The sequence below is a fragment of the Pectobacterium odoriferum genome (assembly GCF_009931295.1).
Classification (GTDB): domain Bacteria; phylum Pseudomonadota; class Gammaproteobacteria; order Enterobacterales; family Enterobacteriaceae; genus Pectobacterium; species Pectobacterium odoriferum.
This window is the reverse complement of the sequence record NZ_CP034938.1, coordinates 1,723,306-1,747,119: the sequence shown is the minus strand read 5'-3', so window position 1 is coordinate 1,747,119 and position 23,814 is coordinate 1,723,306. Positions and strand designations below refer to the sequence as shown.

Genomic DNA, 23,814 nt, shown 5'->3' with positions numbered 1-23,814 from the left:
TGCTCCGGTCAGGCCGGAGCAGGCTTTGCTAGCAGGGAAGCCTTGCTGACAAGAATATAAAGATTCCTCGTAACCCCCTAACCGACATTGCCCCTAACCGACATAGCAGGATAGCCATGGCTTTAACTCCCCTACAGACAAGGATTGTCAGACAGATTGTCGCCTACATTCGCCGCGAACAGCTGCCGCCCGGCGCTCATCTGATCGAATCGTCGCTGGCGCAGGTACTGAACGCCTCACGCACGCCGGTCAAAGTCGCACTGCTGTATCTAACGGAAAAAGGCATGCTGCATTACCACCGCAACCGAGGGTTTTATCTTGATCGCCATGCCGATGAATTAGGGCATCTGGTCACCGAGTTAGCCGCCAGCAGCGAAGAACCGCTCTACCGGAAGATTGTTGATATGCGCCTTTCCCGTCGGTTGCCAGAGCAGTTTTCAGAAGTGGATCTGATGCGTGAATGTCAGGTGTCCCGCTCCGTACTGCGTAACGTTTTGACGCGTATTCAACAGGAAGGTTGGCTTGAGTTCCGTACTGGCCAAGGCTGGCGAACCACGCCGATTATCGATTCCGTCACGGCCTATGAGGAAAGTTTTACTTTCCGCCTGCTGGTCGAGCCAGTCAGTCTGCTGTCGCCGCAGTTTCGTATCGATCAGCACACGCTCAGCGCCTGCCGTAAGCAGCAGGAAGACATTCTCAATGGGGGTTACCTGACGCTCACACCACATGAAATGTTTGATGCCAATACGCACTTTCATGAAACGCTGCTTGCCTGTAGCGGCAACCGCTTCGCCCACCATAGTTTGCAACGAATCAATCAATTACGGCGTCTGGTGGAATATCGTCAAGGGAGTCCAGCCTTCAACCCCAAGCGATTGGAACAGATTGCAGAGCATCTGGCAATTCTGGATTTCCTGCAACAGGGAGAGATCGAAACAGCGGCAGAGTGGATGAAAAAGCATCTGGAAAAAGCGTGCCACGATAAAGTGAGCATCGATCTTTTTCGGTGAAATAACCAGCAGCGAGGTCTCAAATCATCAGTAACATATGTTTAAAAAATAAAAAACACCATTTTAAACACTCGAAACGCCCAGGTAGTTACAAATAGAAACACATAGAGCAATAATTAAACGTTAAATCAATAATACAAAAACAAACCCTTAAACACAAAAGAAAAGTCACGATTTAAATAATTAAAAAATTAATTTTTTTATAAAATGGCATGTATATAAAGTTTTCGTTAATTGTTCTTTTATTTTTACTTAATCTTTAAGTAATTCACCATATTTTTTATTGATGTATAGCCACATATCATTAGCAACACTACTTCAACACCTTACCCCATCTGCTACCTTGGCAAAAAAAATAATACAACCAATTGTTTAATAAAAGATTAATGAAAAAATACCGTTTTATTCGATCTGCGCATCACATCCCTATTTATCATTATAAGTGACATGGACATGCATTTTTCGCATGACAAAGATCACAATTACATAACAATCCGCAGAAAAAAAATGTAAAAAGCAAGAATCGTTGTAATATCGGCGAGCAGACACAACACCCCAATAACAGGTTCGGGTGAGGGATTGGTGTATTCAGGGAAAGCACCAACCATCACGCGGCAATAATATTGTGTTGTCTGAATCAATTCATCAACATGAGGTTTATATGCAAAGGCAGAAGTTACTTGTACAGATAGTCTTGGCTATCGTCCTGGGAATATTAATCGGCTGGGCTTGCCATCAATATCTTGACAGCGGTCGAGCAAAAGAAATTGCATCTTATTTCAACATGGTTACCGATATCTTCCTGCGCCTGATTAAAATGATCATCGCGCCGCTGGTCTTCGCTACGCTGGTTTCCGGCCTGGCAAGCATGGGAGGAAACTCTTCTGCCGTTGGCCGTATCGGTATGAAAGCGATGATCTGGTTTGTCAGCGCCTCGTTCATTTCCCTGCTTATCGGTATGGTCTTCGCCAACCTGTTCCAACCTGGCGCGGGCATGAATCTCGAAATTCCCGTACAGCATGTTGCGACAGGCCTGAACACAGACAGCTTTACACTTAAGAGCTTCATCAGTCATATCTTCCCGAAAAGTATCGTAGAAGCGATGGCGAACAATGAGATCCTGCAAATTCTGGTGTTCTCTCTGTTCTTCGGCTCCGCGCTTGCCTATGTAAAAGGCCACAACAAGCACGCGACCACGATCATTTCCATGATCGAAGAACTGACCAAAGTGATGTTCCGCGTGACCGACTACGTGATGGCGCTGGCCCCTATTGCTGTCTTTGCCGCAATCGCTTCCGCGATTACCACGCAAGGTCTGGGTCTGCTTTACGACTTCGGTAAACTGATCGGTGAGTTCTACCTCGGTCTGGCCGTACTGTGGGGCGTTCTGTTCCTGGTTGGCTACCTGTTCCTGGGCAAAGGCATCGTTAGACTGGCGAAACTGATTCGTGAACCGACCATGCTGGCTTTCGCCACGGCGAGCAGTGAATCTGCTTATCCGAAAACCATGGAAGCGCTGACCAAGTTCGGCGTGCCGAAAAAAGTCACCAGCTTTGTGCTGCCGCTCGGTTACTCGTTCAACCTCGACGGTTCTATGATGTACCAGTCCTTTGCGATTCTGTTTATCGCACAGGCTTACAACATCGACCTGAGCGTCACTGAACAAATCCTGATCCTGCTGACGCTGATGATCACCAGTAAAGGGATGGCGGGTGTAGCGCGTGCCTCTATCGTGGTGGTTGCCGCAACGCTGCCAATGTTCAGCCTGCCGGAAGCCGGTATCCTGCTGATTATCGGTATCGACCAGTTCCTGGATATGGGCCGTACCGCAACTAACGTCATCGGTAACAGTATCTCTACCGCCGTTGTGGCCAGTCTGGAAAAAGACGTCCACGATGATGATGAGGAGGAGGCTGCCGACGAAGTCGTTGCCTATAAGGAACCTCAGCAGGCCACGCAAAATAGCTAATGCTGAGTGAGTGAATGTTTCATCTATAGCGGCCTTCGGGCCGCTATTTTTTTATCTCTCATTACCCGTCCACATTGTCAGGGCGTTTATAGCCCAGACGCCGATGACAGCCCTTTCATGTAACGCCAGAATTTTTCAGAAGCCACATTCAACCGTGCATCGAGGCGATACAGATAAACCCCCATGCGAATCACGGCATTTTCCATGCTCAGGATCGTCAGCTCTTTGTTTTTCAGCTCTTCCTGAATGGAATAGTCCGGCAGCCAGGCGATACCATAACCTTTCTTCGTCATACGTTTGAGCAAGTCGCTCATGGAAGAGACGAAATTGACCGTAAACTTATCGCTGTCAACGCTGGATAAGTAACGGCTGACCTGACGCCCCATGTAGCTCGTCTCGGTATAGTTGAGTAGCGGCACCGATGAGGCACTGACATCAAACAGCGGCTTCCCTGCGCTATCACACGCGCAGACCGGATAAAGCCGGGATTCCAGTATCTTCTCGTGCATGAAAGGCTCCCCCATCAGATCCTCATTGTAGAATGAGAAAATGAAGTCGCTGCGTCCTTCTTTGAGATTCAGCACCGCCTCATCGACATCGATCGATTCGACATAAAAGATTTTTTCCTGCGGGTCCGGCACGTCTTTTAACAGCTCCGGCATGATGAATACCGACAGCGAATGCGCCGCGGCGATGGTGATCTTATTCTTGTAATTGTCCCCGCCGTGCAGCTTATTGAGCTGATACTCCAAATCATCCAGCGTATTACGGATATAGGCGTGGAACACGCGTCCCTGCTCGGTTAACTGTAGTGGCAACGCACTACGGTCGAAAATATCAAACCCAACCGCGGCTTCCAGCGCCTGAATTCGCCGACTGAATGAGGATTGAGAGATATTCCGCTTCTCGGCTGCCAGCGTAAAACTTCGGTGTTCTTCCAGCACAATAAAATCATAGAGCCACTTGGTTTCGATATTATTCAGCATCGTCCCTCACTCAAAACGCTCAGCGCCATGTTTTCGTTCCCTATACCAACGTTCTACATCGCCAACAAAGAGGCTTTCCACCGAAGACCGTAAACCCAGTAAAAGCATAGAGATGCCAATAGTTATGCAAATCATACATAGCAGATGGGAATTTAGCAATTCACATTGCCCGGCAGTGTGCGATTATCCTTTTAATTTCATAATGCTACAGGGTTAACAGCATGAATAGTCTCGTAGGAATTCTTGGCGGTATGGGGCCGGGTGCTACCGTCGATGCGATGCAAAAACTGATCAAAAACACGCCAGCCTATCGGGACCAAGACCATATTCCGATGATTGCGGTTTCTATTCCTGATATCCCTGACAGGACACAATGCATTCTCCAGCACAGCGCGTCGCCGCTGGATAAAATGCTGCAATATATGAAAATTCTCGAAAATGCGGGTGCTGAATGCATCATTATCCCGTGCAATACCGCGCACTATTGGTTTAATGACTTAAAACAGCAGTGTCGTGCGGAAATGATCAGCATTATTGATGTGACCTGTCAGGCGATTAAGCATGCCAACACCACGCGCGTCGGCCTATTGGCGACGACAGCGACGGTCAAAGCGAGAATTTATCAGGACAACCTGATTACCGATAATATTGACTGCTACACGCCGGATGATGCAGACCAACACCAGGTAATGGAAAGCATCTACGCGTATAAATCGGGTGATATCCCCGGCGCCTATAGCCTGTTGTCACCGGTAAAAGATCGCCTGTTGCAGGCTGGCGTTGAGAAAATTATTCTGGGTTGTACCGAGCTTCCCTTGATTCTGGAGCAGGAAGTCAGAACATCACCGCAACACTATGTCGATGCAACGGAAGAGTTAATTAAGAAAACAGTCGAGTGGTATTTTACTCACAGTACGAGAAATGATATCGCGGCTTAAGCACGCTTAATTTTTCTAGCGCATGTTTTCATTAAAAATGAATCAAAAAAAAACATGCCACTCGGCATGAATAAATTCGCCGAGTGGCATATTACGGCATACTCAATATTTAATAAATTTCAATTATCAATAAAAGTGAGCATGCAGGTACGTCATAAAATAAACCTTCAGTGATTATGATGGGAATTTCAGCGCACTATTTTGTGCCCCTGCATTCGAAACAACCCAGGATTGGGCCGCCGCGGTTGTCATCAAACTGTATGAATAGTTAGATGATGCCGTCCATTTCGCCGCTGGCGATTTACTCGCTACCGCTGCTGGCGAACTGCCATTATCGGTAAAGGTTGAACCATTGCCTTTATCATCAACCATCCCTTTCTTTTCAGCACCGCTGCCAAATACGTTGCGTTCAGAAATAACGTTGGCATTTTGCGCGACGGTAAAAGCCAACTGGAATTTATTGACGTAGTTATTGAATACGTGGAAATAGCCATAACGCATCAGGCCGGGCGCACGCACCTGAATATTTTCGTAATAGTTATGGCAAATAGTCAAACGTGGATAGCCATTGTAAGCGCTGTTATTATCGTCAGCCGGATGGCCGAAAATGCAACCATATTTATGGTTTGAGAATAAGCAGTTACTGATCGTGATGTAATCCGCCTTCTCACCGATATAAATCAGTTTATCGAGGCTACCATCGTTATCGCTCCACGTATGCCCAGGCCATGAACAGTGATCCACCCAATATCCCTTACCGTAGTTCAAATACAGCTGGATATCGTCATTATCCTTAATGGCAACATCATGTTTAAAAACCAGATTCTGGAAAATGACGTTAGATGAATTGCTCTCAGCACGCAGGTGAATATTGGTCAGTACATTAGCGCCACCGAAAGAACCGACGATGGTTTTATTGCTGCCAAATACCACCTTGGTCAAGGCCGACGTTTTCAGCGATGATCCCAGCACCACAATAGTTTTTGCGGAACCGCTCACCGCTGATTTAAAATCGGCCAAAGAATTTACCGTAACGACTTTACCGCCCGTTCCTCCGGTAACTTTTGCCGCTTTTGCAAAACCAATAAGCCCAGTAAGATTTGTTGTTGGATAAGCCATAAGTTTTCCTTTTTACAATGAGTGAATAATAATGTCTTCCAGCGTATTATTTAATTGAGACTAAATAATACGCCTCCGACAATTAAAAATTGTATAGAAAGGATTTCATTACGCTTATTAATCGAGTTTAATAAAAAAACAACCTTGCGAATAATTCAATACCCAATTAATACGCCGCCATCTTTTAGTAAAATGGCAGCGCTACGATTATCATCACCAGCCTTTTACCGCGCCGCCATTAAAAATACGGTTCGCAGCCTGTTCAACTTCATCAGACTGATAGGCCTGAATAAATTTTTTGACGTTTTCCGCCTCTTTATTATTTTCACGCGTCACAATAATATTCACATACGGTGATTCTTTATCCTCAATAAAAATACCGTCTTTCGTTGGCGTTAAGCCCGTTTGCTGAATATAGGTCGTACTAATAATGGCTACCGTCACTTGCGGATCGTCCAGCAAACGCGGCAACTGTGCCCCTTCCACTTCCATAATACGCAGGTTGTGTGGATTCGTCGTGATATCCAACACCGTCGGCAATAACCCCGTGTCAGGCTTTAAAGTAATTAATCCGGTCTTTTGCAGTAGCAGCAACGCTCGCCCCAGATTGGTAGGGTCGAAAGGAATCGCAATGGTATCGCCGTCTTTCAGATCGTTGATATTTTTAATCTTCTTCGAATAACCCGCCATCGGGAAAACGAAGGTATTTCCTACCGCTACCAGCTTATAACCGTGTTCGCGATTTTGCTGTTCGAGGAAAGGACGATGCTGAAAGACGTTCGCATCCAGATCGCTTTTATCCGTCGCCTCATTCGGCAAGAGTGAACCGCTGAACCCTACCAGCTCAACATCCAGACCATACTTTTCTTTTGCCACTTTCTTCGCTACGTCGGCGACATCCTGTTCCGCGCCGTTAATCACACCGACTTTAATGTGGTTGGCAGAGTGACTTGCGCTATCGCATGCCGTCAATGCCATCGCCGCCGTGACCATTCCCGCCACCAGCGCTATACGCCATTTATTCATCATTCTGGTTTACCTGATATCGTAACTGTATTGATTTAAAGAGAAAAACAGTAACGCCCCATAATTCACCGAGTCAAATAACTCCGCGTTCTATGAATATGCATTTCATTATTCGATGAATAAGTGTGGTGATATCTGTTAAGCCGATTCCATTTTACCTATCTGCTATTGCTCGCCTCTGCATTCCCCCGCATTATGACGTTTTGATGACTTTGCATTCACACGGCGAAACCATGATTAATGTGGCTTTGGTTGACGATCACATCGTTGTACGGTCTGGCTTTGCACAGCTTCTGACATTAGAAAATGACATTCAGGTTGTTGGACAATATGCTTCGGCGGCGCAGGCGTGGCCCCATCTACTCAAACAGCCGATTGACGTCGCCGTGATTGATATCGCCATGCCGGACGAAAGTGGCCTGTCGTTATTGACCCGTCTGCGTCAGCAGCGCCCCAATTTTCGCGCCATTATTCTGAGCATCTATGACACCACGGCGTTTGTACAAAGCGCGCTGGACGCGGGCGCAGGCGGCTATCTCACGAAGCGCTGCGGCCCAGAAGAGTTGGTGCAGGCGGTTCGCGTGGTTAGCAGCGGCGGTCTTTACCTCTGCGCCGATGCACTGCATGCCATTCGCCATCAACAGCAGCCACCGAAAGAGCTACTGGCGCTGACCCCACGCGAGCGAGAAATATTCAGCTTGCTGATCAACGGAATTAGTGTGAAAAGCATCGCTGAACAGCTCGAACTCAGCCATAAGACCGTTCACGTTCATCGCGCCAATATTCTCAGTAAATTACAGTGTGAATCCACGGTAGAGCTGGTGCACTTTGCGCTGCAACACCAACTGCTGGCTGGAAAATAAATCATGCACCGCCTGCACGTCATCGGTATGACGCTGTTTCTCGCCTTTTTCTATAGCTTGATTTGGCTGGCGCTGTGGACCATCAGTTTCTATTTGAGCAACAACGGCCAGCAGGCCGCGCTGCTGTTACCACAAGGGCTGCGATTGGCGCTGATGATTTTGCTGCCGCGCAAATACTGGCCAACCTTGCTGCTTGCGGAAATCGCCATCCAGAGCTGGCTTATCAGCGAACAGCTCATGACGCGCTCGCTGCTGCTACTTTCCCCGTTCCTTAGCCTAATTCCGGCCATCATCACGCATAAAATTTGGCATCGCTATACGCTTTATTGGCAACGGCTTTTACTGTTGCTGGCGGCGCTGACACTGAACACCGTTCTGCACGGCATCGCCATCGGCCCCTGGTTACATTCGCAGCTAACGCAAACGCTGCTGGCAACGTTTACCGGCGGCGTCCTGCTGATTCCGTTCATCTATCTGCTGTACGAATACATCAAACAGCAGCATTTGCAAACGCTGCTGGCACAGGAGATCCCCGATCCACCGCTGCGTACCTCGCTGCTGATTTGGTGTTCGCTGTTTTTTTCTATCGGCGTTTGCCTGCAAATGACGTTCACACCCGAGATGGAACGCCTGCTACTGATCTTCGTTTTTCTGCCTAACGTGGTCATGGCGTATAAATTCGGTTGGCAAGGTGGCGTGCTTTCCGCTGTGCTCGGCAGCCTGATGATTGCCGTCACGCGTCAGGTGAGCGGTGCCTTCGACGATCTGCGCGAGCTAGAACTCTTTCTCTCCACGCAGGCACTACTCGGCATTGGGCTGGGGATCGCGATAAGCCGTCAGCAACAGCTCGCACAGCGGCTCCAGCGCTATCGCCACCAGTTGGAGCAGGAGTTGAAAACCCGGCGGCGGCTTATGGAGCGCATCATCCACACCGAAGAGGCCGTGCGCAAAGACATCGCGCGCGAGCTGCACGATGACATCGGCCAAAATATCACCGCGATTCAGATTCAGGCCATGTTGGTAAAACACAGCGCGCCTGCTGATGCCGCCCAACATGCCGCTGGGCAAATCAGCGAGCTGTCGCGGCGTATCCACCACACCACCCGCCAGCTACTGCGTCAATTGCGCCCTCCGGTTCTGGATGAAATGGTGATGGATAAAGCGCTGCACCACCTGGCGGATGAGTTTGCCTTCGCGGCTCGCGGCATCCAGTTTCAGCTAGATTATCAGCTTCCCACGCCGCCGCATGATGACGTGGTGGTTTTCACGCTTTACCGGCTGGTGCAGGAGTTGCTCAACAATATCAACAAGCACGCCAGCGCGACGCAGATTACCGTTCGGCTTTCCCAGCAGGATGACCTGATTACGCTCGACGTCATTGATAACGGCGTGGGCATCACACAAAAAGACAGACCGAATCCGACAGGCGGTGGCTTCGGCCTGCGAGGTATCGAGGAGCGCGTACAGGCGCTGGGCGGTAACTGGCTGGTAAAAGCTGCCACCCTTAGCGAATCTGCCACGCCGCGCGGCACGCACATAATTGTTAACCTGCCCACAAAATTTAAACAAAAAGACGATTAGCTAGGAATTATTCCTAGCCACCTAAAACCTTGTCTCATTCTTTTTAATTCACATCCCCCTACTCTTCTCTCAACGCGACGGAGAACCCCATGCAGGCACCCATGTTTCCACCGGGACAGCTTTCACCAACACAAATCAGTCAGCGTTATCGCTACTGGCGACCGCGATTGTTGATTTCCATGGTCATCGGGTACGCCACGTTTTACCTAACGCGTAAAAGCATCAACTTCGTCATGCCGGTGATGCAGTTGGAATTAGGGTTAAGCAAAGGCGATATCGGTCTGCTGGGGACGCTGTTTTATCTCTGTTACGGCGCATCCAAGTTTATTTCCGGCATCGTGTGCGATCGCAGTCAGGTGCGCTGGTTTATGGGTGTCGGGCTGATGATTACCGGCATGCTGAACATTCTGTTCATGTACTGCCAGTCGCTCACGGGTTTGCTGATTGTCTGGGCGCTGAATGGGTTCTTTCAGGGCTGGGGGTGGCCGCCTTGCGCCAGACTGCTGAGCAGTTGGTATTCGCGTAATGAACGCGGCCTCTGGTGGGGATGTTGGAATACGTCGATCAACATCGGCGGTGCGGCGGTTCCCCTGTTGGCGGGCTATCTTGCCTCCGAATGGGGATGGCAGGCGGCGCTGCTGGTGCCGGGCATCATCGGCATTGTGATTGGTCTGTGGCTGTGCTGGCAGTTGTGCGACAAGCCGCAGCAACAGGGGTTGCCAAGTGTCGGCCAGTGGCGGCGCGATGCGCTGGAGCTGCGTCAGGAGCAACAGAGCCCGCCGATGCCGATGCGCCAGATTCTGCGCGATGCGATTTTGCGGAACCGTACCATCTGGCTGCTTGGGGTTTCCTACATTCTGGTGTACCTGATTCGTATCGCACTGAATGACTGGGGAAATATCTGGCTGTCGGAGAGTCACGGTTTCAACCTGCTTAGCGCGAACGCCACGCTGTCGCTGTTTGAACTGGGCGGATTGATGGGGGCGCTGTTTGCCGGCTGGGGTTCAGACCTGCTGTTTCGTGGTCAACGCGCACCGATGATTTTGCTGTTTGCATTAGGGCTGTTTTTAACCATGACCGCGCTGTGGCTGGCACCAATTCACCACTATTCACTGCTTGCGGCCTGTTTCTTCAGTATCGGTTTTTTTGTTTTTGGACCACAGATGTTGATTGGTCTGGCTGCGACGGAATACAGCCATAAGGATGCCGCAGGCACGGTGACAGGTTTTCTGGCGTTGTTTGCCTATCTGGGGGCAGCGCTGGCGGGCTGGCCGCTAGCACAGGTGCTGCAACACTACGGATGGTCGGGATTTTTTACTCTGCTGGCGTTGGCTTCAGCCTGCATCGGACTGTTACTGATGCCGTTGCTGATGGCAGGTGTCAGCCGCCGGGAACGTTTGATGACATCAAAATAGCAATAACAACAGATAGACACCTATAAAGGAAAACATCATGAAACTGAGTACCTTAACTACCCTCATCGCCGCTGGACTGGCCGTTGCTGCCGTTACCACCACCACCGCTCGGGCGGAAGGTCGCCTGGTCATTTACTGTAGCGCCACGAACGCCTTCTGTGAGGAAGAAGCCAAGGCCTTCGGTGAAAAATACGACGTTAAAACCTCCTTTATCCGCAACGGTTCCGGCAGCACGCTGGCGAAAGTCGATGCAGAGAAGAAAAACCCACAGGCTGACGTCTGGTACGGCGGCACGCTGGACCCCCAATCTCAAGCAGGTGAAATGGATCTGCTGGAACCCTATCAGTCTAAAAACCTTGATCAGATCATGCCGCAGTTCCGCGATCCAGCCAAACGTAAAGGCAACTACTCGTCTGCCGTTTACGTCGGCATTCTCGGTTTTGGCGTCAACACCGATCGTCTGAAAGAGAAAAACCTGCCAGTGCCACAGTGCTGGAAAGATCTGACCAATCCGGTCTACAAAGGCGAAATTCAGATTGCTGACCCACAAAGTTCCGGTACGGCCTATACCGCACTGGCAACCTTCTCCCAGCTTTGGGGACAGGATCAGGCCTTTGATTACCTGAAGAAACTGAATACCAACGTGTCGCAGTACACCAAATCCGGTATTGCCCCAGCACGTAACGCTGCACGTGGCGAAACCGCTATCGGTATCGGCTTCCTGCATGACTACTCGCTGGAAAAAGAGAAAGGCGCACCGCTGACGCTGATCTCCCCGTGTGAAGGTACCGGCTATGAAATTGGCGGCGTCAGCATCCTGAAAGGCGCACGCAATATGGATAACGCCAAGCTGTTCGTTGACTGGGCGCTGTCAAAAGAAGCACAGGAACTCTCCTGGAAGAAAGGCCAGTCCTACCAGATTCTGACTAATACCACCGCCGAAGCCTCTCCACTGTCGCTGAAGTTGCAGGATCTGAAACTGATCAACTACGACATGGACAAATACGGCGCAGCAGACGTGCGTAAAGAGCTGATTTCCAAGTGGGTTAACGAAGTCAAAATGGGCCAATAATCTCGATTCATTGTCCTTGATTCATTGACCTTCATTGATTGCAAAAATAACGGGAACACAGCGGTAAGCTCGCATTTCGCTTAACGCCGTGTTCTCAGCATCGCTGATTAACCATTACTCAATATTATTCACCAACCAATACCTGTGACGATTCAATCTCATAAAACAACTTTATAAAACTTGCACGCACCAGGGAACCCTATGTCACACACACTAACACTCTCACCGACGCCTAAGCGGGATCCCGTTTTCCTGTGGCTGGCGCTGATTGCAGCAACATTTTTGCTGCTGCCAGCGTGGAGCCTGGATTACGGCCTGCTGGATGCCTCACGCGATGAACTGCTGGCAGCCTACAGTTGGTCAAGCCTGAATATCAGCCTGCTGTGGTTCCTGCTCCCAGTAGGATTGTTGGCACGTCCGCTGCTGACGCCCGGCCGGGAACAGCGTAGCCGCCACCGTTTTGATGCGGCTTACGCGTTGTTCTGCGCCCTTTTCGTGGTCATCAGTGCCACAGTTGAAGGTCGCGGGATGGGCTATGGCACTATTGCACTGTTTGTCGCGCTGAGTGCGATTATTACGCTGGCGCTCTCCAGGCTGGACTGGCTGGGGGGCGATCGCTTCGTTATCGGCTCGCTCATCAGCATCATCGCGCTGATTGGCGTCTTTATCCTTTACCCCAGCATCGCCATCTTCATCCCGATGTTCACCAACGATAGCGGTGAGTTCGCGCCGCTGGCATTTATGCAGATTTTGGGTCAGGCACACATCTTACGGGTGATCTGGAACTCATTCCTGCTGTCGGTTGCCGTCGGTATCGGCTGTACTTTCTTCGGTATGGTACTGGCGATCTATACCTCGCGCATCGCCCGCCGTTCCGCGATTATCGGCCGCATTTTTTCCATTCTGCCTATCGTTACGCCACCGTTTGTCGTCGGGCTAGGTGTGACGCTGATGATGGGCCGCTCCGGTTACATAACCGAGCTGATGGTGGATTGGTTCGGTCTGACGAACACCAACTGGCTGTACGGTTTCACCGGTATCTGGCTGGCGCAGGTGCTCGCCTTCACGCCAATGTCGTTTATGATTCTGGAAGGCGCGATGAAGACCATTCATCCGTCGCTGGAAGAAGCGTCGTACACCCTGCGTGCCAACCGCTATCAAACCTTTCAGCGGGTTTTCCTGCCCTTGCTGAAACCGGCGCTCGCCAACTCGTTCCTGATCGTGATCGTCCAGTCGCTGGCTGACTTCAGTAACCCACTGGTGCTAGGCGGTAACTTCGACGTACTCGCGACCCAGATTTACTTCTACATTACTGGGGCACAGCTGGATTATCAGTCAGCCAGTACGCTCGGCGTTGTCCTGCTGGTGTTCTCACTGGCCGTGTTCTGCGTGCAATATCTGTGGATCGGTAAACGCTCCTACGTGACGATTTCTGGTAAGTCCTCTCGGGGTGATGTACAGCCGCTACCCGTTTCGCTGGTGTGGATCGTCAGCATCCTGCTCTATGTCTGGATTGCCTTTAACGTCCTGCTGTACGGCAGCATTTTCTACGGCAGCTTTACCGTTAACTGGGGCGTGGATTACACCCTGACGCTAGCAAACTTCAGCAAGCTGTTCGGGCAAGGCTTTAGCGACGGTGCCTGGCCTTCCCTGCTGGATACGCTGTTGTTCGCAGGTATCGCAGCACCGATTACGGCACTGTTCGGGCTGCTCATCGCCTACATCGTGGTGCGCCAGCAGTTCTACGGCAAGAAGGCTATCGAGTTCACCACCATGCTGTGCTTTGCGGTGCCGGGCACGGTTGCCGGTGTGTCTTACATCCTGGCCTTTAACAGCGCGCCGGTTTACTTAACGGGAACGGCGGTGATCGTCATCATGTCGATGGTGATGCGTAACGTGCCGGTTGGTATCCGTGCGGGTATTGCTGGACTGGGGCAGTTGGATAAATCGCTCGATGAGGCGTCGCTCAGCCTGCGTGCGGGTTCGATGCGCACGGTGTTCTATATTCTGCTCCCGCTGCTGCGTCCGGCCATTTTGTCTGCGCTGATTTACAGCTTCGTGCGCGCCATTACTACCGTCAGCGCCATTATCTTCCTGGTTACACCAGATACTCGCGTCGCCACGTCTTACATTCTTAACCGCGTGGAAGACGGTGAATACGGTATGGCGATTGCCTACGGTTCCATCCTGATTGTGGTCATGCTGGCCATTATTTTCCTGTTCGATTATCTGGTCGGTGAAGCGCGGGTTTCCCGCACGAAAGCCAAGAATAATGCCTAAGCGGAGTGATTACCTTGAATACTGAAAAAAGCTTTGTCGAACTGAAGCACATCACTAAACGTTTCGGCAACAACACCGTCATTGATGATTTGAATCTGGCGATCCCACAGGGAAAAATGGTCACGCTGCTGGGGCCGTCTGGCTGCGGTAAAACCACGGTACTACGGGCCGTTGCCGGTCTGGAAAAGCCGACAGAAGGCCAGATTTTCATCGATGGCGAAGACGTCACCGAGCGCTCCATTCAACAGCGCGATATCTGCATGGTGTTCCAGTCTTACGCCCTCTTCCCACACATGTCGCTGGGAGAAAACATCGGCTACGGGCTGAAAATGCTCGGTCGCCCGAAGGCAGAAATCAATCAGCGCGTAAAAGAAGCGCTGGCGCTGGTCGATCTGGAAGGGTTTGAAGATCGCTACGTCGACCAGATTTCTGGTGGACAGCAGCAGCGTGTCGCGCTGGCACGTGCGCTGATTCTCAAACCTAAAGTTCTGCTGTTCGATGAGCCGCTGAGTAACCTTGATGCCAACCTGCGCCGCAGTATGCGTGAGAAAATCCGTGAGCTTCAGCAGCAGTTCAACATCACCTCGCTATATGTTACGCACGATCAGAGCGAAGCTTTTGCCGTGTCCGACATGGTTCTGGTGATGAACAAAGGCAAAATCATGCAGTTGGGTGCGCCGCAGGAGCTCTACCGCCAGCCAGCTTCCCGCTTCATGGCTAGCTTTATGGGGGATGCCAATATCTTCCCTGCTACCTTCACGGCAGACAGCGTGAATATCTACGGCTACCTCATTCCGCGTCCGCAGGGCTTTGCTGCCGGATTAAGCGAATCCGTCGTCGGTATTCGCCCGGAAGCCATTACGCTCAGCCATCAGGGTGACGAAAGCCAGCGCTGCACCATCACGCAGGTCGCCTACATGGGGCCGCAGTACGAAGTGCAGGTGGACTGGCACGGTCAGTCGATGCTGTTGCAGGTTAACGCGACTCAGCTTCAGCCGAATCCAGGCGACAGCTACTATCTGCAAATTCACCCTTACGGCATGTTTGTGTTGTCGGAGCAGTAAACATCGGATAACTAACTTTCCACTACAAACCGGGAGCGCTTGCTCCCGGTTTTACTTTCTACAAACATCTAAAAACGCCTACAAACGTCAGCTTCTCTTCGGCCTGCGTTGATTACGCCGGAATACGCACACCGATTACGGATTCCCTGCGCGATTTGTTATGATAATGCTCTTTCAAGTACATAATCACGCACGGAATTGCCGCGATGAAACAGAAACCCATAACACTAAATGATGTCGCCGAGTACGCTGGGGTTTCCTATCAGACGGTTTCCCGCGTGTTGAACCAAGCGCCCCATGTTTCATCCCGTACTCGCAGTAAAGTGGAACAGGCAATGGCGGCGCTTAGCTACACGCCTAATCGCGTCGCCCAGCAGCTGGCAGGGAAAACCATCACCACGTTGGGGCTGGTCACTACCGATCTTTCGCTGCACGCGCCTTCACAAATTGCCGCGGCAATTAAGAGCACCGCCAGTCAGCTAGGCATTAACATCGTGATGTCGATGCTGAGCAGCCCGGATGTCAACACCTGTAATAACGCCGTTAACGACCTGCTTTCTCAGCGGGTCAGCGGCGTTATCGTGAATGTTCCGCTCTCCACGGATGACGTCGCCCACATTAGCCAAACCTGTGCCGACACGTCCGTCCTGTTTATGGATGCCGATCCGCATACCGACATACTCAACGTCATGTTCGATCCCGATCACGGCGCACGCTTAGCCATCACGCATCTGGTACAACTGGGGCATCAACACATTGCCTTGTTGACTGGGCCAATGACGTCGATCTCCGCCCGCCTGCGTTATGAAGGCTGGCTGGCCGAGCTGGAGAAACAACAGTTGTCCCCCGCTTCGGTGCTACACGGTGACTGGAGCGCCGCATCCGGTTACCATCAGACGCTGGCACTACTGGGGCAATCTCTGCGCGTCTCCGCCATTGTTGTGGCGAACGATCAAATGGCGCTTGGCGTCCTGCGCGCGCTGCACGAATATGGCCTTCGCGTACCGGAGCAGATGTCAGTGATCGGCTTTGACGATACTCAGGACAGCGCGTATTACACCCCACCACTGACAACCATTCGCCAGGATTTCAGGCTATTAGGTAAAGAAGGCGTCACTCGTTTGCTCGCCACGCTGCGCGATCCTACCCAGAGCACGTCACTGCTGTTACCCACCGAACTGCTCGTACGCCACAGCACTGCCGTACATTCATCAACCCATACCTCTCTACAAGAACTTACCAAAAACCTGTTGGACATTACACGCCAGCTACAAAGGCTGTAATCCTTTACACTGTTTGTAACCCTTTACACAACAGTAGTTTTTCACTACCGATGTCAAACCCTAACAAAATAATCGGATAAACAATAAGTTAATTATCATCCCTCGTTAATTTATTGCGCAGCGCTTTCCAAATTCGATGTATCCCCATTCATTTTACAAACGATCTTTGTGATCGCTTCCACTTTATTGTCACGTTCCACTTTACTCGCCATATCGAGTCGATATGTTATGAGCAACAGAAATTGTGAGCGAATAACAATTATAAAATCCGAACACAGAGGTAGACTCAAAAACGTTCAGGAGCCAAGCCATCATGAGCGATACCGTTTTATCGTATCCAGCACACCATCGCGCCACGCTGCAAGAAATTCTTGCCCGACGTGATTGGGAAAACCCAGCCTGTACTCACTATCAGCGGCTCCCTGCTCACCCACCGTTCAACAGCTGGCGTAGCATGGCTGCTGCACAACAAGATGAGCCATCTCAGCGGCTTCGTCGTCTGAATGGTGAATGGACGTTTAGTTATTTCACCCGCCCGGAAGCCGTCCCAGAAAGCTGGTTACAGCAGGATCTTCCTGATTCAGACACCATTCCGGTGCCTGCCAATTGGCAGCGACAGGGCTATGACACCCCGATTTATACCAACGTAAAATACCCGATCCCCGTCAACCCACCCTATGTACCAGAAGACAATCCCACAGGTTGTTACTCGCTCACTTTTAAGGTTAATCACGATTGGATCAGCCGCGGACAAACACGGATTATTTTTGATGGCGTTAACTCCGCGTTTTACCTCTGGTGTAACGGTCACTGGGTGGGATACTCGCAGGATAGTCGCCTGCCTGCGGAGTTTGACATCGGTCGCTATCTGACGGCCGGAGAGAATCGGTTGGCGGTGATGGTGCTACGCTGGTCTGACGGCAGCTATCTGGAAGATCAGGACATGTGGCGTATGAGCGGTATTTTCCGCGACGTCACGCTTCTGCATAAACCGGCGGTTCACCTCAGCGATATCCAACTGACGACGCCGCTCAGCGCCGATTTCCGCCACGGCACGCTGGATATTCAGGTGAAGGCAACGTTCTCTGAAGCTGAGGCCAAAAACCATCGCATCCACGCACAGCTTTGGCGTGGTAATAAGCTCATCGGTGGTACGCGACAGGCGTTCGGCAGCGATATTGTCGATGAGCGCGGTGCCTATCATGACAAATCTTTTCTCCGCATCGACGTGCCACAGCCCGATCTGTGGAGCGCCGAACAGCCGCACCTGTATCGTGCCGTCATTGCATTGGAAACGTCGGAAGGCGAACTGATCGAAGCGGAGGCCTATGATGTCGGTTTCAGAAAAGTTGAAATCCGCAGCGGCCTGCTGCTGCTGAACGGTCAACCTCTGCTGATCCGCGGCGTTAACCGTCACGAACACCACCCACAGCACGGTCAGGTTATGGATGAAGACACGATGCGGCACGATATTATGCTGATGAAACAACATAATTTTAACGCCGTACGCTGCTCACATTACCCTAACCATCCGCTGTGGTATCGGCTGTGCGATCGCTACGGTCTGTATGTTGTAGATGAAGCGAACATTGAGACGCACGGCATGCAGCCGATGAATCGTCTGTCGGACGATCCCGCCTGGCTGCCAGCCTACAGCGAACGCGTATCAAGGATGGTACAGCGCGACCGCAATCATCCCTGCATCATTATCTGGTCATTGGGGAACGAATCCGGCTACGGCGCAAACCATGATGCACTCTACCAGTGGATCAAACGCCACGATCCGACTCGCCCCGTGCATTACGAAGGCGGCGGCGCCAATAGCCGTGCAACTGACATTGTGTGCCCTATGTACGCCCGCGTTGATGAAGATCAGCCCTTCCCCAGCGTACCCAAATGGTCGATCACCAAATGGGTCAGCATGCCAGACGAACATCGGCCGCTCATCCTTTGCGAATACGCACACGCAATGGGCAACAGTCTGGGAGGGTTCGCACGCTACTGGCAGGCATTCCGCCAATATCCTCGGTTACAGGGTGGATTCATTTGGGATTGGGTCGATCAGGCGCTGAACCGCCGCGACGAACAAGGCAATGCCTACTGGGCATACGGCGGAGATTTTGGCGACATGCCTAACGATCGCCAGTTCTGTCTGGACGGCTTGGTTTTTCCCGATCGCACCCCGCATCCCAGCCTGTATGAAGCCCAGCGGGCACAGCAACACATTCAATTTTTCTGGCAGGCAGAATCACCGTGTGAGCTGCGTGTCACCAGTGAATACCTGTTTCGCCATACGGACAACGAGCAGTTGAACTGGAGCATTACGCTGAATGGTAAGATGCTCGCAGAAGGTTCTCTGCCGCTGACGCTCGCACCGCAGGCCACACAGACTCTGACGCTGCTGGAAGCCCTTCCCACAGTCGACCGCGCAGGAGAACTTTGGCTCAATGTTGAAGTTGTACAGCCGAAAGCCACCGCTTGGTCAGAAGCCAATCACCGCTGCGCCTGGGATCAGTGGCAACTTCCTACACAGCTCCATCTTCCCGAGGCACTTTGTTCTGGACAGAGGAAACCTCCTGTTCTGCACTCGTCCGATGCGTACTTTGACATTATTCAAGGCGAACAGCGCTGGCGCTTTAACCGCCAGAGCGGCTGGCTGGAACAGTGGTGGGCGACGGATACCCCAACGCTGTTAACCCCCTTGCAGGATCAGTTTGTTCGCGCACCGCTGGATAACGACATCGGTATCAGCGAAGTCGATCGTATCGATCCGCGCGCCTGGGTCGAACGTTGGAAATCGGCCGGGCTTTATCAATTGCAGACGCAGTGTGTTGCTATTCAGGCTAACCAACTCACCGATGCCGTGCACATTGTTACTGAGCACGTATTCCGCCATGCCGAACAGATCCTGCTGCGGAGTAAAAAGCGCTGGCAGATTGATGCCCATGGCGTGATAACCGTGGATGTCGATGTTGACGCCGCCACGGTGCTGCCGTCACTGGCCAGAGTAGGCTTGAGCTGCCAGTTAGCCGACGTCGCGCCTCAGGTCAGTTGGGTCGGGCTTGGGCCACATGAAAATTACCCAGACCGGCAGCTCGCGGCACAGCATGGGCACTGGAGCCTGCCGCTGGATGACCTTCACACACCTTATATTTTCCCAACGGAAAACGGGCTGCGCTGTAACACGCGTACGCTGACCTATGGCAAATGGACGATCACCGGAGACTTTCACTTTGGGTTAAGCCGCTACGGGCTAACGCAATTGATGACGTGTACCCACCATCATTTATTAGAAAAGGAAAAAGGCGTTTGGCTCAATCTGGATGGCTTCCACATGGGAATTGGCGGCGATGACTCCTGGAGTCCCAGCGTTCATCGCGATGATTTACTCACGGCCACGTATTATCACTATCGCGTCGCTCTTCAACATCATCAGCTGTCTTGATATGAAAAAACAGTATTAAAAAAACAACGGAAGAGAGCGAGTATCTACCCTAAATAATTCGAGTTGCAGGCAGGCGGCAAGAGAAGGCATCCCGAATCACTTACTCAAGTAAGTGATTCGGGTGACAAATCTGCTAGCAGCGGCCCTTTAGGGCGAGGCCCACGACGGGCCGAGTATTTGAACGTAGCCAACACGCCTGCGGCTTGAAGTATAACGGGTATAATGCATATCGGAGAAAATAACATGTACTACCTACATAATAAGAATTTCTGGATATTTGGCCTGTTTTTCTTTTTCTATTTCTTCATCATGGGGGCTTACTTCCCCTTCTTCCCTATTTGGCTTCATGATATTAACCAAATAAGTAAAAGTGACACAGGAATTATCTTCGCCTGCATTTCCTTTTTCGCCTTGTTATTTCAACCAATATTTGGCTTACTGTCCGATAAATTAGGATTGAGAAAACACCTGCTATGGATTATTACCATAATGCTGGTATTTTTTGCTCCGTTCTTTATTTATGTTTTTGGCCCATTACTAAAATACAATATCGTTTTAGGTTCTATCGTCGGCGGGATTTATCTGGGATTTATCAACAACGGCGGTGCACCGGCTATTGAAGCCTATATCGAGAAAGTCAGCCGCCGTAGCCAGTTTGAATTTGGCCGTGCGCGTCTGTTCGGCTGTCTCGGCTGGGCGCTCTGTGCGTCTATCGTAGGTATTATGTTTACCATCAATAACCAGTTCGTTTTCTGGCTAGGTTCCGGTTGTGCCGTCATCCTCGCTATCCTATTGCTACTGGCGAAACCAGAGGCCTCCTCCAGCGCTCTCGTTGCCGATCAGGTAGGTTCCAACCAGAAACCGTTCAACCTGAAAATAGCAGCCGAACTGCTAAAAGAACGCAAAATCTGGTTTCTGACGCTCTATGTCGTCGGCGTTTCTTGCACCTATGATGTGTTCGATCAGCAATTTGCCAACTTCTTCACCTCGTTTTTCGAGACCCGACAGGAAGGGACGCGAGTATTTGGCTACGTCACCACGCTGGGTGAATTGCTTAATGCCAGCATCATGTTTTTCGCCCCGCTGATTGTGAACCGTATCGGTGGTAAAAACGCCCTGCTCATTGCTGGTACGATTATGTCCGTGCGCATTATTGGTTCGGCCTTTGCCAATTCAGTGCTGGAAGTGATTGTGCTGAAAACGCTGCACATGTTTGAAGTACCGTTCCTGATTGTAGGCTGCTTCAAATACATCACCACGGTCTTTGAAGTCCGCTTTTCCGCGACAATTTATCTGGTGTGCTTCTGCTTCTTTAAACAGGTATCAATCATTTTCATGTCGATCTTTGCTGGCAATATGTATGACAGCATCGGTTTTCATGGCACTTACCTGATTTTAGGCGGCATTGCCCTTTCCTTTACAGCGATATCCCTCTTTACCCTGTCAGGAAAAGGGCCGCTGTATGCCTTTTCCGATAAACAGAAAGCGCCGCTGAATACACTCTAGCGATGGCAGGACGCGATAAAATGCCGGTATTTGCCAAAAATATCGGCAAATTGCACATTCTCTCACCGAACAGTGCAATTTTGTGGTTTACGCCTTTGACATGCACGGCACACGCCGTTATTATGCGCCCCGTTCACACGATTCCTCTGTAGTTCAGTCGGTAGAACGGCGGACTGTTAATCCGTATGTCACTGGTTCGAGTCCAGTCAGAGGAGCCAAATTCTTGTTTTCATGCCTCTTTGCGAATCCTTATGTAATTTAGATTCAATAAGTTAGCGTGAAAAATCTTCCCGATGCATTTTTAGTTTTCCCTCTGCATCGGGAGAATTTGGTGGTCAGATTTGGGGTCAAGTTGGTTCGATGACGGAGTGACCCCCAAATGTCTCTTAACGACACAAAAATCCGCAGCTTAAAACCATCCGTAAAACCCTTCAAAATTTCCGATTCTCACGGTCTGTACCTTTTAGTTAATCCAGGCGGTTCACGTCTCTGGTATCTCAAATATCGCATCAATAGAAAAGAATCACGCCTCGGCTTAGGTGCCTATCCTGATGTTTCTCTGGCTGATGCTCGTCAACAGCGTGACGGTATCCGTAAATTGCTGGCACAGAATATCAATCCAGCTCAACAGCGCTCTGCTGAAAGAACCACTCACTCACCCGAAAAAACATTCAAGCATGTGGCACTGGACTGGCATAAAAGCAACCGAACATGGTCAGAGAACCATGCCGCCCGTCTGCTCGCCAGCATGAATAACCATATCTTCCCGATCATTGGACACCTGCCGGTCACAGAATTGAAAACTCGCCACTTCATCGACCTGCTGAAAGGGATTGAGAAAAAAGGTTTGCTGGAAGTGGCGGCACGAACCCGACAGCATATGTGCAACATCATGCGTCATGCCGTGCATCAGGAGTTGATAGAGCACAACCCGGCGGCAAATCTGGACGGGATAATCGCCCCGCCCATTAAACGCCACTACCCTGCCCTTCCACTGGAACGACTGCCGGAGCTGTTGGCTAGCATTGAGGACTACAAGCAAGGGAGAGAATTAACCCGTTTGGCAGTCTCACTTACCCTGCACCTTTTCATCCGTTCCAGCGAATTGCGCTTTGCCCGTTGGTCTGAGATCGATTTCAGAAACAAAATCTGGACCATTCCGGCTACCCGTGAAGCCATCCCCGGAGTGCGTTATTCCGGGCGTGGTGCCAAAATGCGCACGCCACATATCGTTCCTCTCTCCCGTCAGTCCATCGCTATTTTGAAACAGATACGGGAAATCTCCGGGCATCAGGAGCTGATATTCCCCGGTGATCATAACCCGTATAAGCCAATGTGCGAAAACACAATCAACAAGGCGCTACGCTTGATGGGGTATGACACGAAAGATGAAATTTGCGGTCACGGATTCCGGGCAATGGCCTGTAGTGCGCTGATGGAATCTGGACTGTGGGCGCAGGATGCGGTTGAACGACAGATGAGCCATCAAGAACGCAATAGCGTTCGAGCGGCTTACATCCATAAAGCTGAGTATCTCGATGCCCGAAAAGCGATGATGCAATGGTGGTCGGATTATCTGGATACCAACCGGGAAGAATATGTTGCACCATACATTTATGCTCAACAACATAAGACGGCTGGAGCGGCCTGATCGATAACGCACCTAAGAGAAGATCCTGATAACAGGATCTTCTCTTCAGACTGTGAGAAATCTTCCCCTCAGAATTTCACAAAAAATCGCGAAATGTCAGGAAATTACTCAGACCGGATACAGGAATAAATGTCTATTGCGGGGTAATCAACAACGTAGAATTAGGGTTACTTTTCTTGTAACGATGGTACTGCAAGATTAGTGTTGCGAGATCCTCATCAACAGCATAGAAATACGCTTCCGGCACATCTAGCACCGCCGCAAACCGGCAAACCAGACCAAAATCCGGTGAACTGACTTCCCTTTCATATTGGCTTACGCGGGAACTCGACGTCTCTTCATCCAGTCCAGCGAGACAACCGAGCTCGACCTGTTTTAATCCTGCATTCACTCGCGCCAGTCTTAATCGTTTACCAATCACGGAATTACCTGCTTCGCAGATTAACATAAGCCGATTATCGCCGTTCCCGCCATGCCGCTCTTGAAGTGGTTCTTCAGCCAGTAAATTTAAAATTTATTTTTGGTTATTTTAAAATCAAAAATGAAGATTTAATTTATTGAGAGTAGGAATAATTAAATTTAGAAGGGTAAACGCACAAGAATTGA

General features: G+C 50.7%; 17 protein-coding genes and 1 tRNA gene. 14 read left to right on the top strand and 4 right to left on the bottom strand.

The genetic code is table 11. The features are described from left to right. Nucleotides 1-116 precede the first annotated feature (116 nt). The gene (locus tag EO763_RS07755) at nucleotides 117-1,010 is read left to right on the top strand and encodes a GntR family transcriptional regulator (protein WP_039492775.1); all 894 of its coding nucleotides are present in this window, start codon (nucleotides 117-119) and stop codon (nucleotides 1,008-1,010) included. A gap of 661 nt (nucleotides 1,011-1,671) precedes the next feature. After that, nucleotides 1,672-2,979 carry a dicarboxylate/amino acid:cation symporter gene (locus EO763_RS07750; protein WP_161528588.1) on the top strand — a complete coding sequence of 436 codons (1,308 nt, stop codon included), beginning with the start codon at nucleotides 1,672-1,674 and terminating at the stop codon, nucleotides 2,977-2,979. Nucleotides 2,980-3,065: 86 nt separating this feature from the next. Here the strand turns inward: EO763_RS07750 and hypT are convergent, their stop codons facing one another. Beyond that, nucleotides 3,066-3,965, bottom strand: coding sequence for a hypochlorite stress DNA-binding transcriptional regulator HypT (hypT, locus tag EO763_RS07745; RefSeq protein WP_010285882.1), 900 nt, complete (start codon nucleotides 3,963-3,965; stop codon nucleotides 3,066-3,068). 221 nt (nucleotides 3,966-4,186) lie between these two features. Between hypT and cuyB the strand changes: the two genes are divergently transcribed. Beyond that, on the top strand, nucleotides 4,187-4,903 hold the full coding sequence (gene cuyB / locus EO763_RS07740; RefSeq protein ID WP_161528587.1) for a cysteate racemase: 717 nt from the start codon (nucleotides 4,187-4,189) through the stop codon (nucleotides 4,901-4,903). Nucleotides 4,904-5,077: 174 nt separating this feature from the next. Here cuyB and EO763_RS07735 read toward each other — a convergent pair whose 3' ends face one another. Further along, entirely contained in the window at nucleotides 5,078-6,022 is a 945-nt protein-coding gene (locus EO763_RS07735; RefSeq protein WP_161528586.1) for a pectate lyase family protein, read from the bottom strand. Between the two features lie 213 nt (nucleotides 6,023-6,235). Continuing rightward, complete coding sequence (gene nlpA, locus EO763_RS07730; protein WP_039535460.1) at nucleotides 6,236-7,051, bottom strand: lipoprotein NlpA; 816 nt, start codon at nucleotides 7,049-7,051, stop codon at nucleotides 6,236-6,238. Between the two features lie 230 nt (nucleotides 7,052-7,281). Here nlpA and EO763_RS07725 point away from each other — a divergent pair, with 230 nt between their 5' ends. The 11 genes from EO763_RS07725 (at nucleotide 7,282) to EO763_RS07675 (ending at nucleotide 23,208) form a co-directional block, all read left to right on the top strand. Next, the gene (locus EO763_RS07725; RefSeq protein ID WP_010285873.1) at nucleotides 7,282-7,911 is read left to right on the top strand and encodes a response regulator transcription factor; all 630 of its coding nucleotides are present in this window, start codon (nucleotides 7,282-7,284) and stop codon (nucleotides 7,909-7,911) included. Nucleotides 7,912-7,914: 3 nt separating this feature from the next. Beyond that, complete coding sequence (locus EO763_RS07720) at nucleotides 7,915-9,492, top strand: MASE1 domain-containing sensor histidine kinase (protein ID WP_161528585.1); 1,578 nt, start codon at nucleotides 7,915-7,917, stop codon at nucleotides 9,490-9,492. Between the two features lie 89 nt (nucleotides 9,493-9,581). Continuing rightward, complete coding sequence (gene uhpC, locus EO763_RS07715; RefSeq protein WP_039492789.1) at nucleotides 9,582-10,907, top strand: MFS transporter family glucose-6-phosphate receptor UhpC; 1,326 nt, start codon at nucleotides 9,582-9,584, stop codon at nucleotides 10,905-10,907. Between the two features lie 37 nt (nucleotides 10,908-10,944). Next, nucleotides 10,945-11,979, top strand: a complete 1,035-nt coding sequence (locus tag EO763_RS07710; protein WP_161528584.1) for an ABC transporter substrate-binding protein — start codon at nucleotides 10,945-10,947, stop codon at nucleotides 11,977-11,979. 201 nt (nucleotides 11,980-12,180) lie between these two features. Next, nucleotides 12,181-14,259: an ABC transporter permease gene (locus EO763_RS07705; protein ID WP_161528583.1), complete on the top strand. Its 2,079-nt coding sequence runs from the start codon at nucleotides 12,181-12,183 to the stop codon at nucleotides 14,257-14,259. Nucleotides 14,260-14,264: 5 nt separating this feature from the next. Further along, nucleotides 14,265-15,323, top strand: coding sequence for a ferric ABC transporter ATP-binding protein (gene fbpC, locus EO763_RS07700; RefSeq protein ID WP_039473674.1), 1,059 nt, complete (start codon nucleotides 14,265-14,267; stop codon nucleotides 15,321-15,323). Between the two features lie 206 nt (nucleotides 15,324-15,529). Beyond that, nucleotides 15,530-16,606: a LacI family DNA-binding transcriptional regulator gene (locus tag EO763_RS07695; RefSeq protein WP_161528582.1), complete on the top strand. Its 1,077-nt coding sequence runs from the start codon at nucleotides 15,530-15,532 to the stop codon at nucleotides 16,604-16,606. Between the two features lie 313 nt (nucleotides 16,607-16,919). Next, a complete protein-coding gene (locus EO763_RS07690) occupies nucleotides 16,920-20,051 on the top strand; it encodes a beta-galactosidase (RefSeq protein WP_161528581.1) in 3,132 nt (1,043 codons plus the stop codon). Nucleotides 20,052-20,294: 243 nt separating this feature from the next. Then, nucleotides 20,295-21,557 carry an MFS transporter gene (locus EO763_RS07685; RefSeq protein ID WP_161528580.1) on the top strand — a complete coding sequence of 421 codons (1,263 nt, stop codon included), beginning with the start codon at nucleotides 20,295-20,297 and terminating at the stop codon, nucleotides 21,555-21,557. A 142-nt stretch (nucleotides 21,558-21,699) separates the two neighbouring features. Beyond that, a tRNA-Asn gene (locus EO763_RS07680) sits at nucleotides 21,700-21,775 on the top strand. 161 nt (nucleotides 21,776-21,936) lie between these two features. Then, nucleotides 21,937-23,208 (top strand): tyrosine-type recombinase/integrase, encoded by a 1,272-nt coding sequence (locus tag EO763_RS07675; RefSeq protein ID WP_161528579.1) that lies wholly within the window; start codon nucleotides 21,937-21,939, stop codon nucleotides 23,206-23,208. Nucleotides 23,209-23,341: 133 nt separating this feature from the next. On the opposite strand, the gene EO763_RS07670 is transcribed toward EO763_RS07675, so the two are convergent. Next, on the bottom strand, nucleotides 23,342-23,656 hold the full coding sequence (locus tag EO763_RS07670; RefSeq protein WP_039551213.1) for a helix-turn-helix domain-containing protein: 315 nt from the start codon (nucleotides 23,654-23,656) through the stop codon (nucleotides 23,342-23,344). Nucleotides 23,657-23,814: the final 158 nt, after the last annotated feature.

Excerpts from the sequence above, each read along its gene's own strand:
- EO763_RS07755 (WP_039492775.1), top strand. The coding sequence starts at position 117 with ATGGCTTTAACTCCCCTACAGACAAGGATTGTCAGACAGATTGTCGCC.
- EO763_RS07750 (WP_161528588.1), top strand. The coding sequence starts at position 1,672 with ATGCAAAGGCAGAAGTTACTTGTACAGATAGTCTTGGCTATCGTCCTG.
- hypT (WP_010285882.1), bottom strand. The coding sequence starts at position 3,965 with ATGCTGAATAATATCGAAACCAAGTGGCTCTATGATTTTATTGTGCTG.
- cuyB (WP_161528587.1), top strand. The coding sequence starts at position 4,187 with ATGAATAGTCTCGTAGGAATTCTTGGCGGTATGGGGCCGGGTGCTACC.
- EO763_RS07735 (WP_161528586.1), bottom strand. The coding sequence starts at position 6,022 with ATGGCTTATCCAACAACAAATCTTACTGGGCTTATTGGTTTTGCAAAA.
- nlpA (WP_039535460.1), bottom strand. The coding sequence starts at position 7,051 with ATGATGAATAAATGGCGTATAGCGCTGGTGGCGGGAATGGTCACGGCG.
- EO763_RS07725 (WP_010285873.1), top strand. The coding sequence starts at position 7,282 with ATGATTAATGTGGCTTTGGTTGACGATCACATCGTTGTACGGTCTGGC.
- EO763_RS07720 (WP_161528585.1), top strand. The coding sequence starts at position 7,915 with ATGCACCGCCTGCACGTCATCGGTATGACGCTGTTTCTCGCCTTTTTC.
- uhpC (WP_039492789.1), top strand. The coding sequence starts at position 9,582 with ATGCAGGCACCCATGTTTCCACCGGGACAGCTTTCACCAACACAAATC.
- EO763_RS07710 (WP_161528584.1), top strand. The coding sequence starts at position 10,945 with ATGAAACTGAGTACCTTAACTACCCTCATCGCCGCTGGACTGGCCGTT.
- EO763_RS07705 (WP_161528583.1), top strand. The coding sequence starts at position 12,181 with ATGTCACACACACTAACACTCTCACCGACGCCTAAGCGGGATCCCGTT.
- EO763_RS07695 (WP_161528582.1), top strand. The coding sequence starts at position 15,530 with ATGAAACAGAAACCCATAACACTAAATGATGTCGCCGAGTACGCTGGG.
- EO763_RS07690 (WP_161528581.1), top strand. The coding sequence starts at position 16,920 with ATGAGCGATACCGTTTTATCGTATCCAGCACACCATCGCGCCACGCTG.
- EO763_RS07685 (WP_161528580.1), top strand. The coding sequence starts at position 20,295 with ATGTACTACCTACATAATAAGAATTTCTGGATATTTGGCCTGTTTTTC.
- EO763_RS07675 (WP_161528579.1), top strand. The coding sequence starts at position 21,937 with ATGTCTCTTAACGACACAAAAATCCGCAGCTTAAAACCATCCGTAAAA.
- EO763_RS07670 (WP_039551213.1), bottom strand. The coding sequence starts at position 23,656 with ATGTTAATCTGCGAAGCAGGTAATTCCGTGATTGGTAAACGATTAAGA.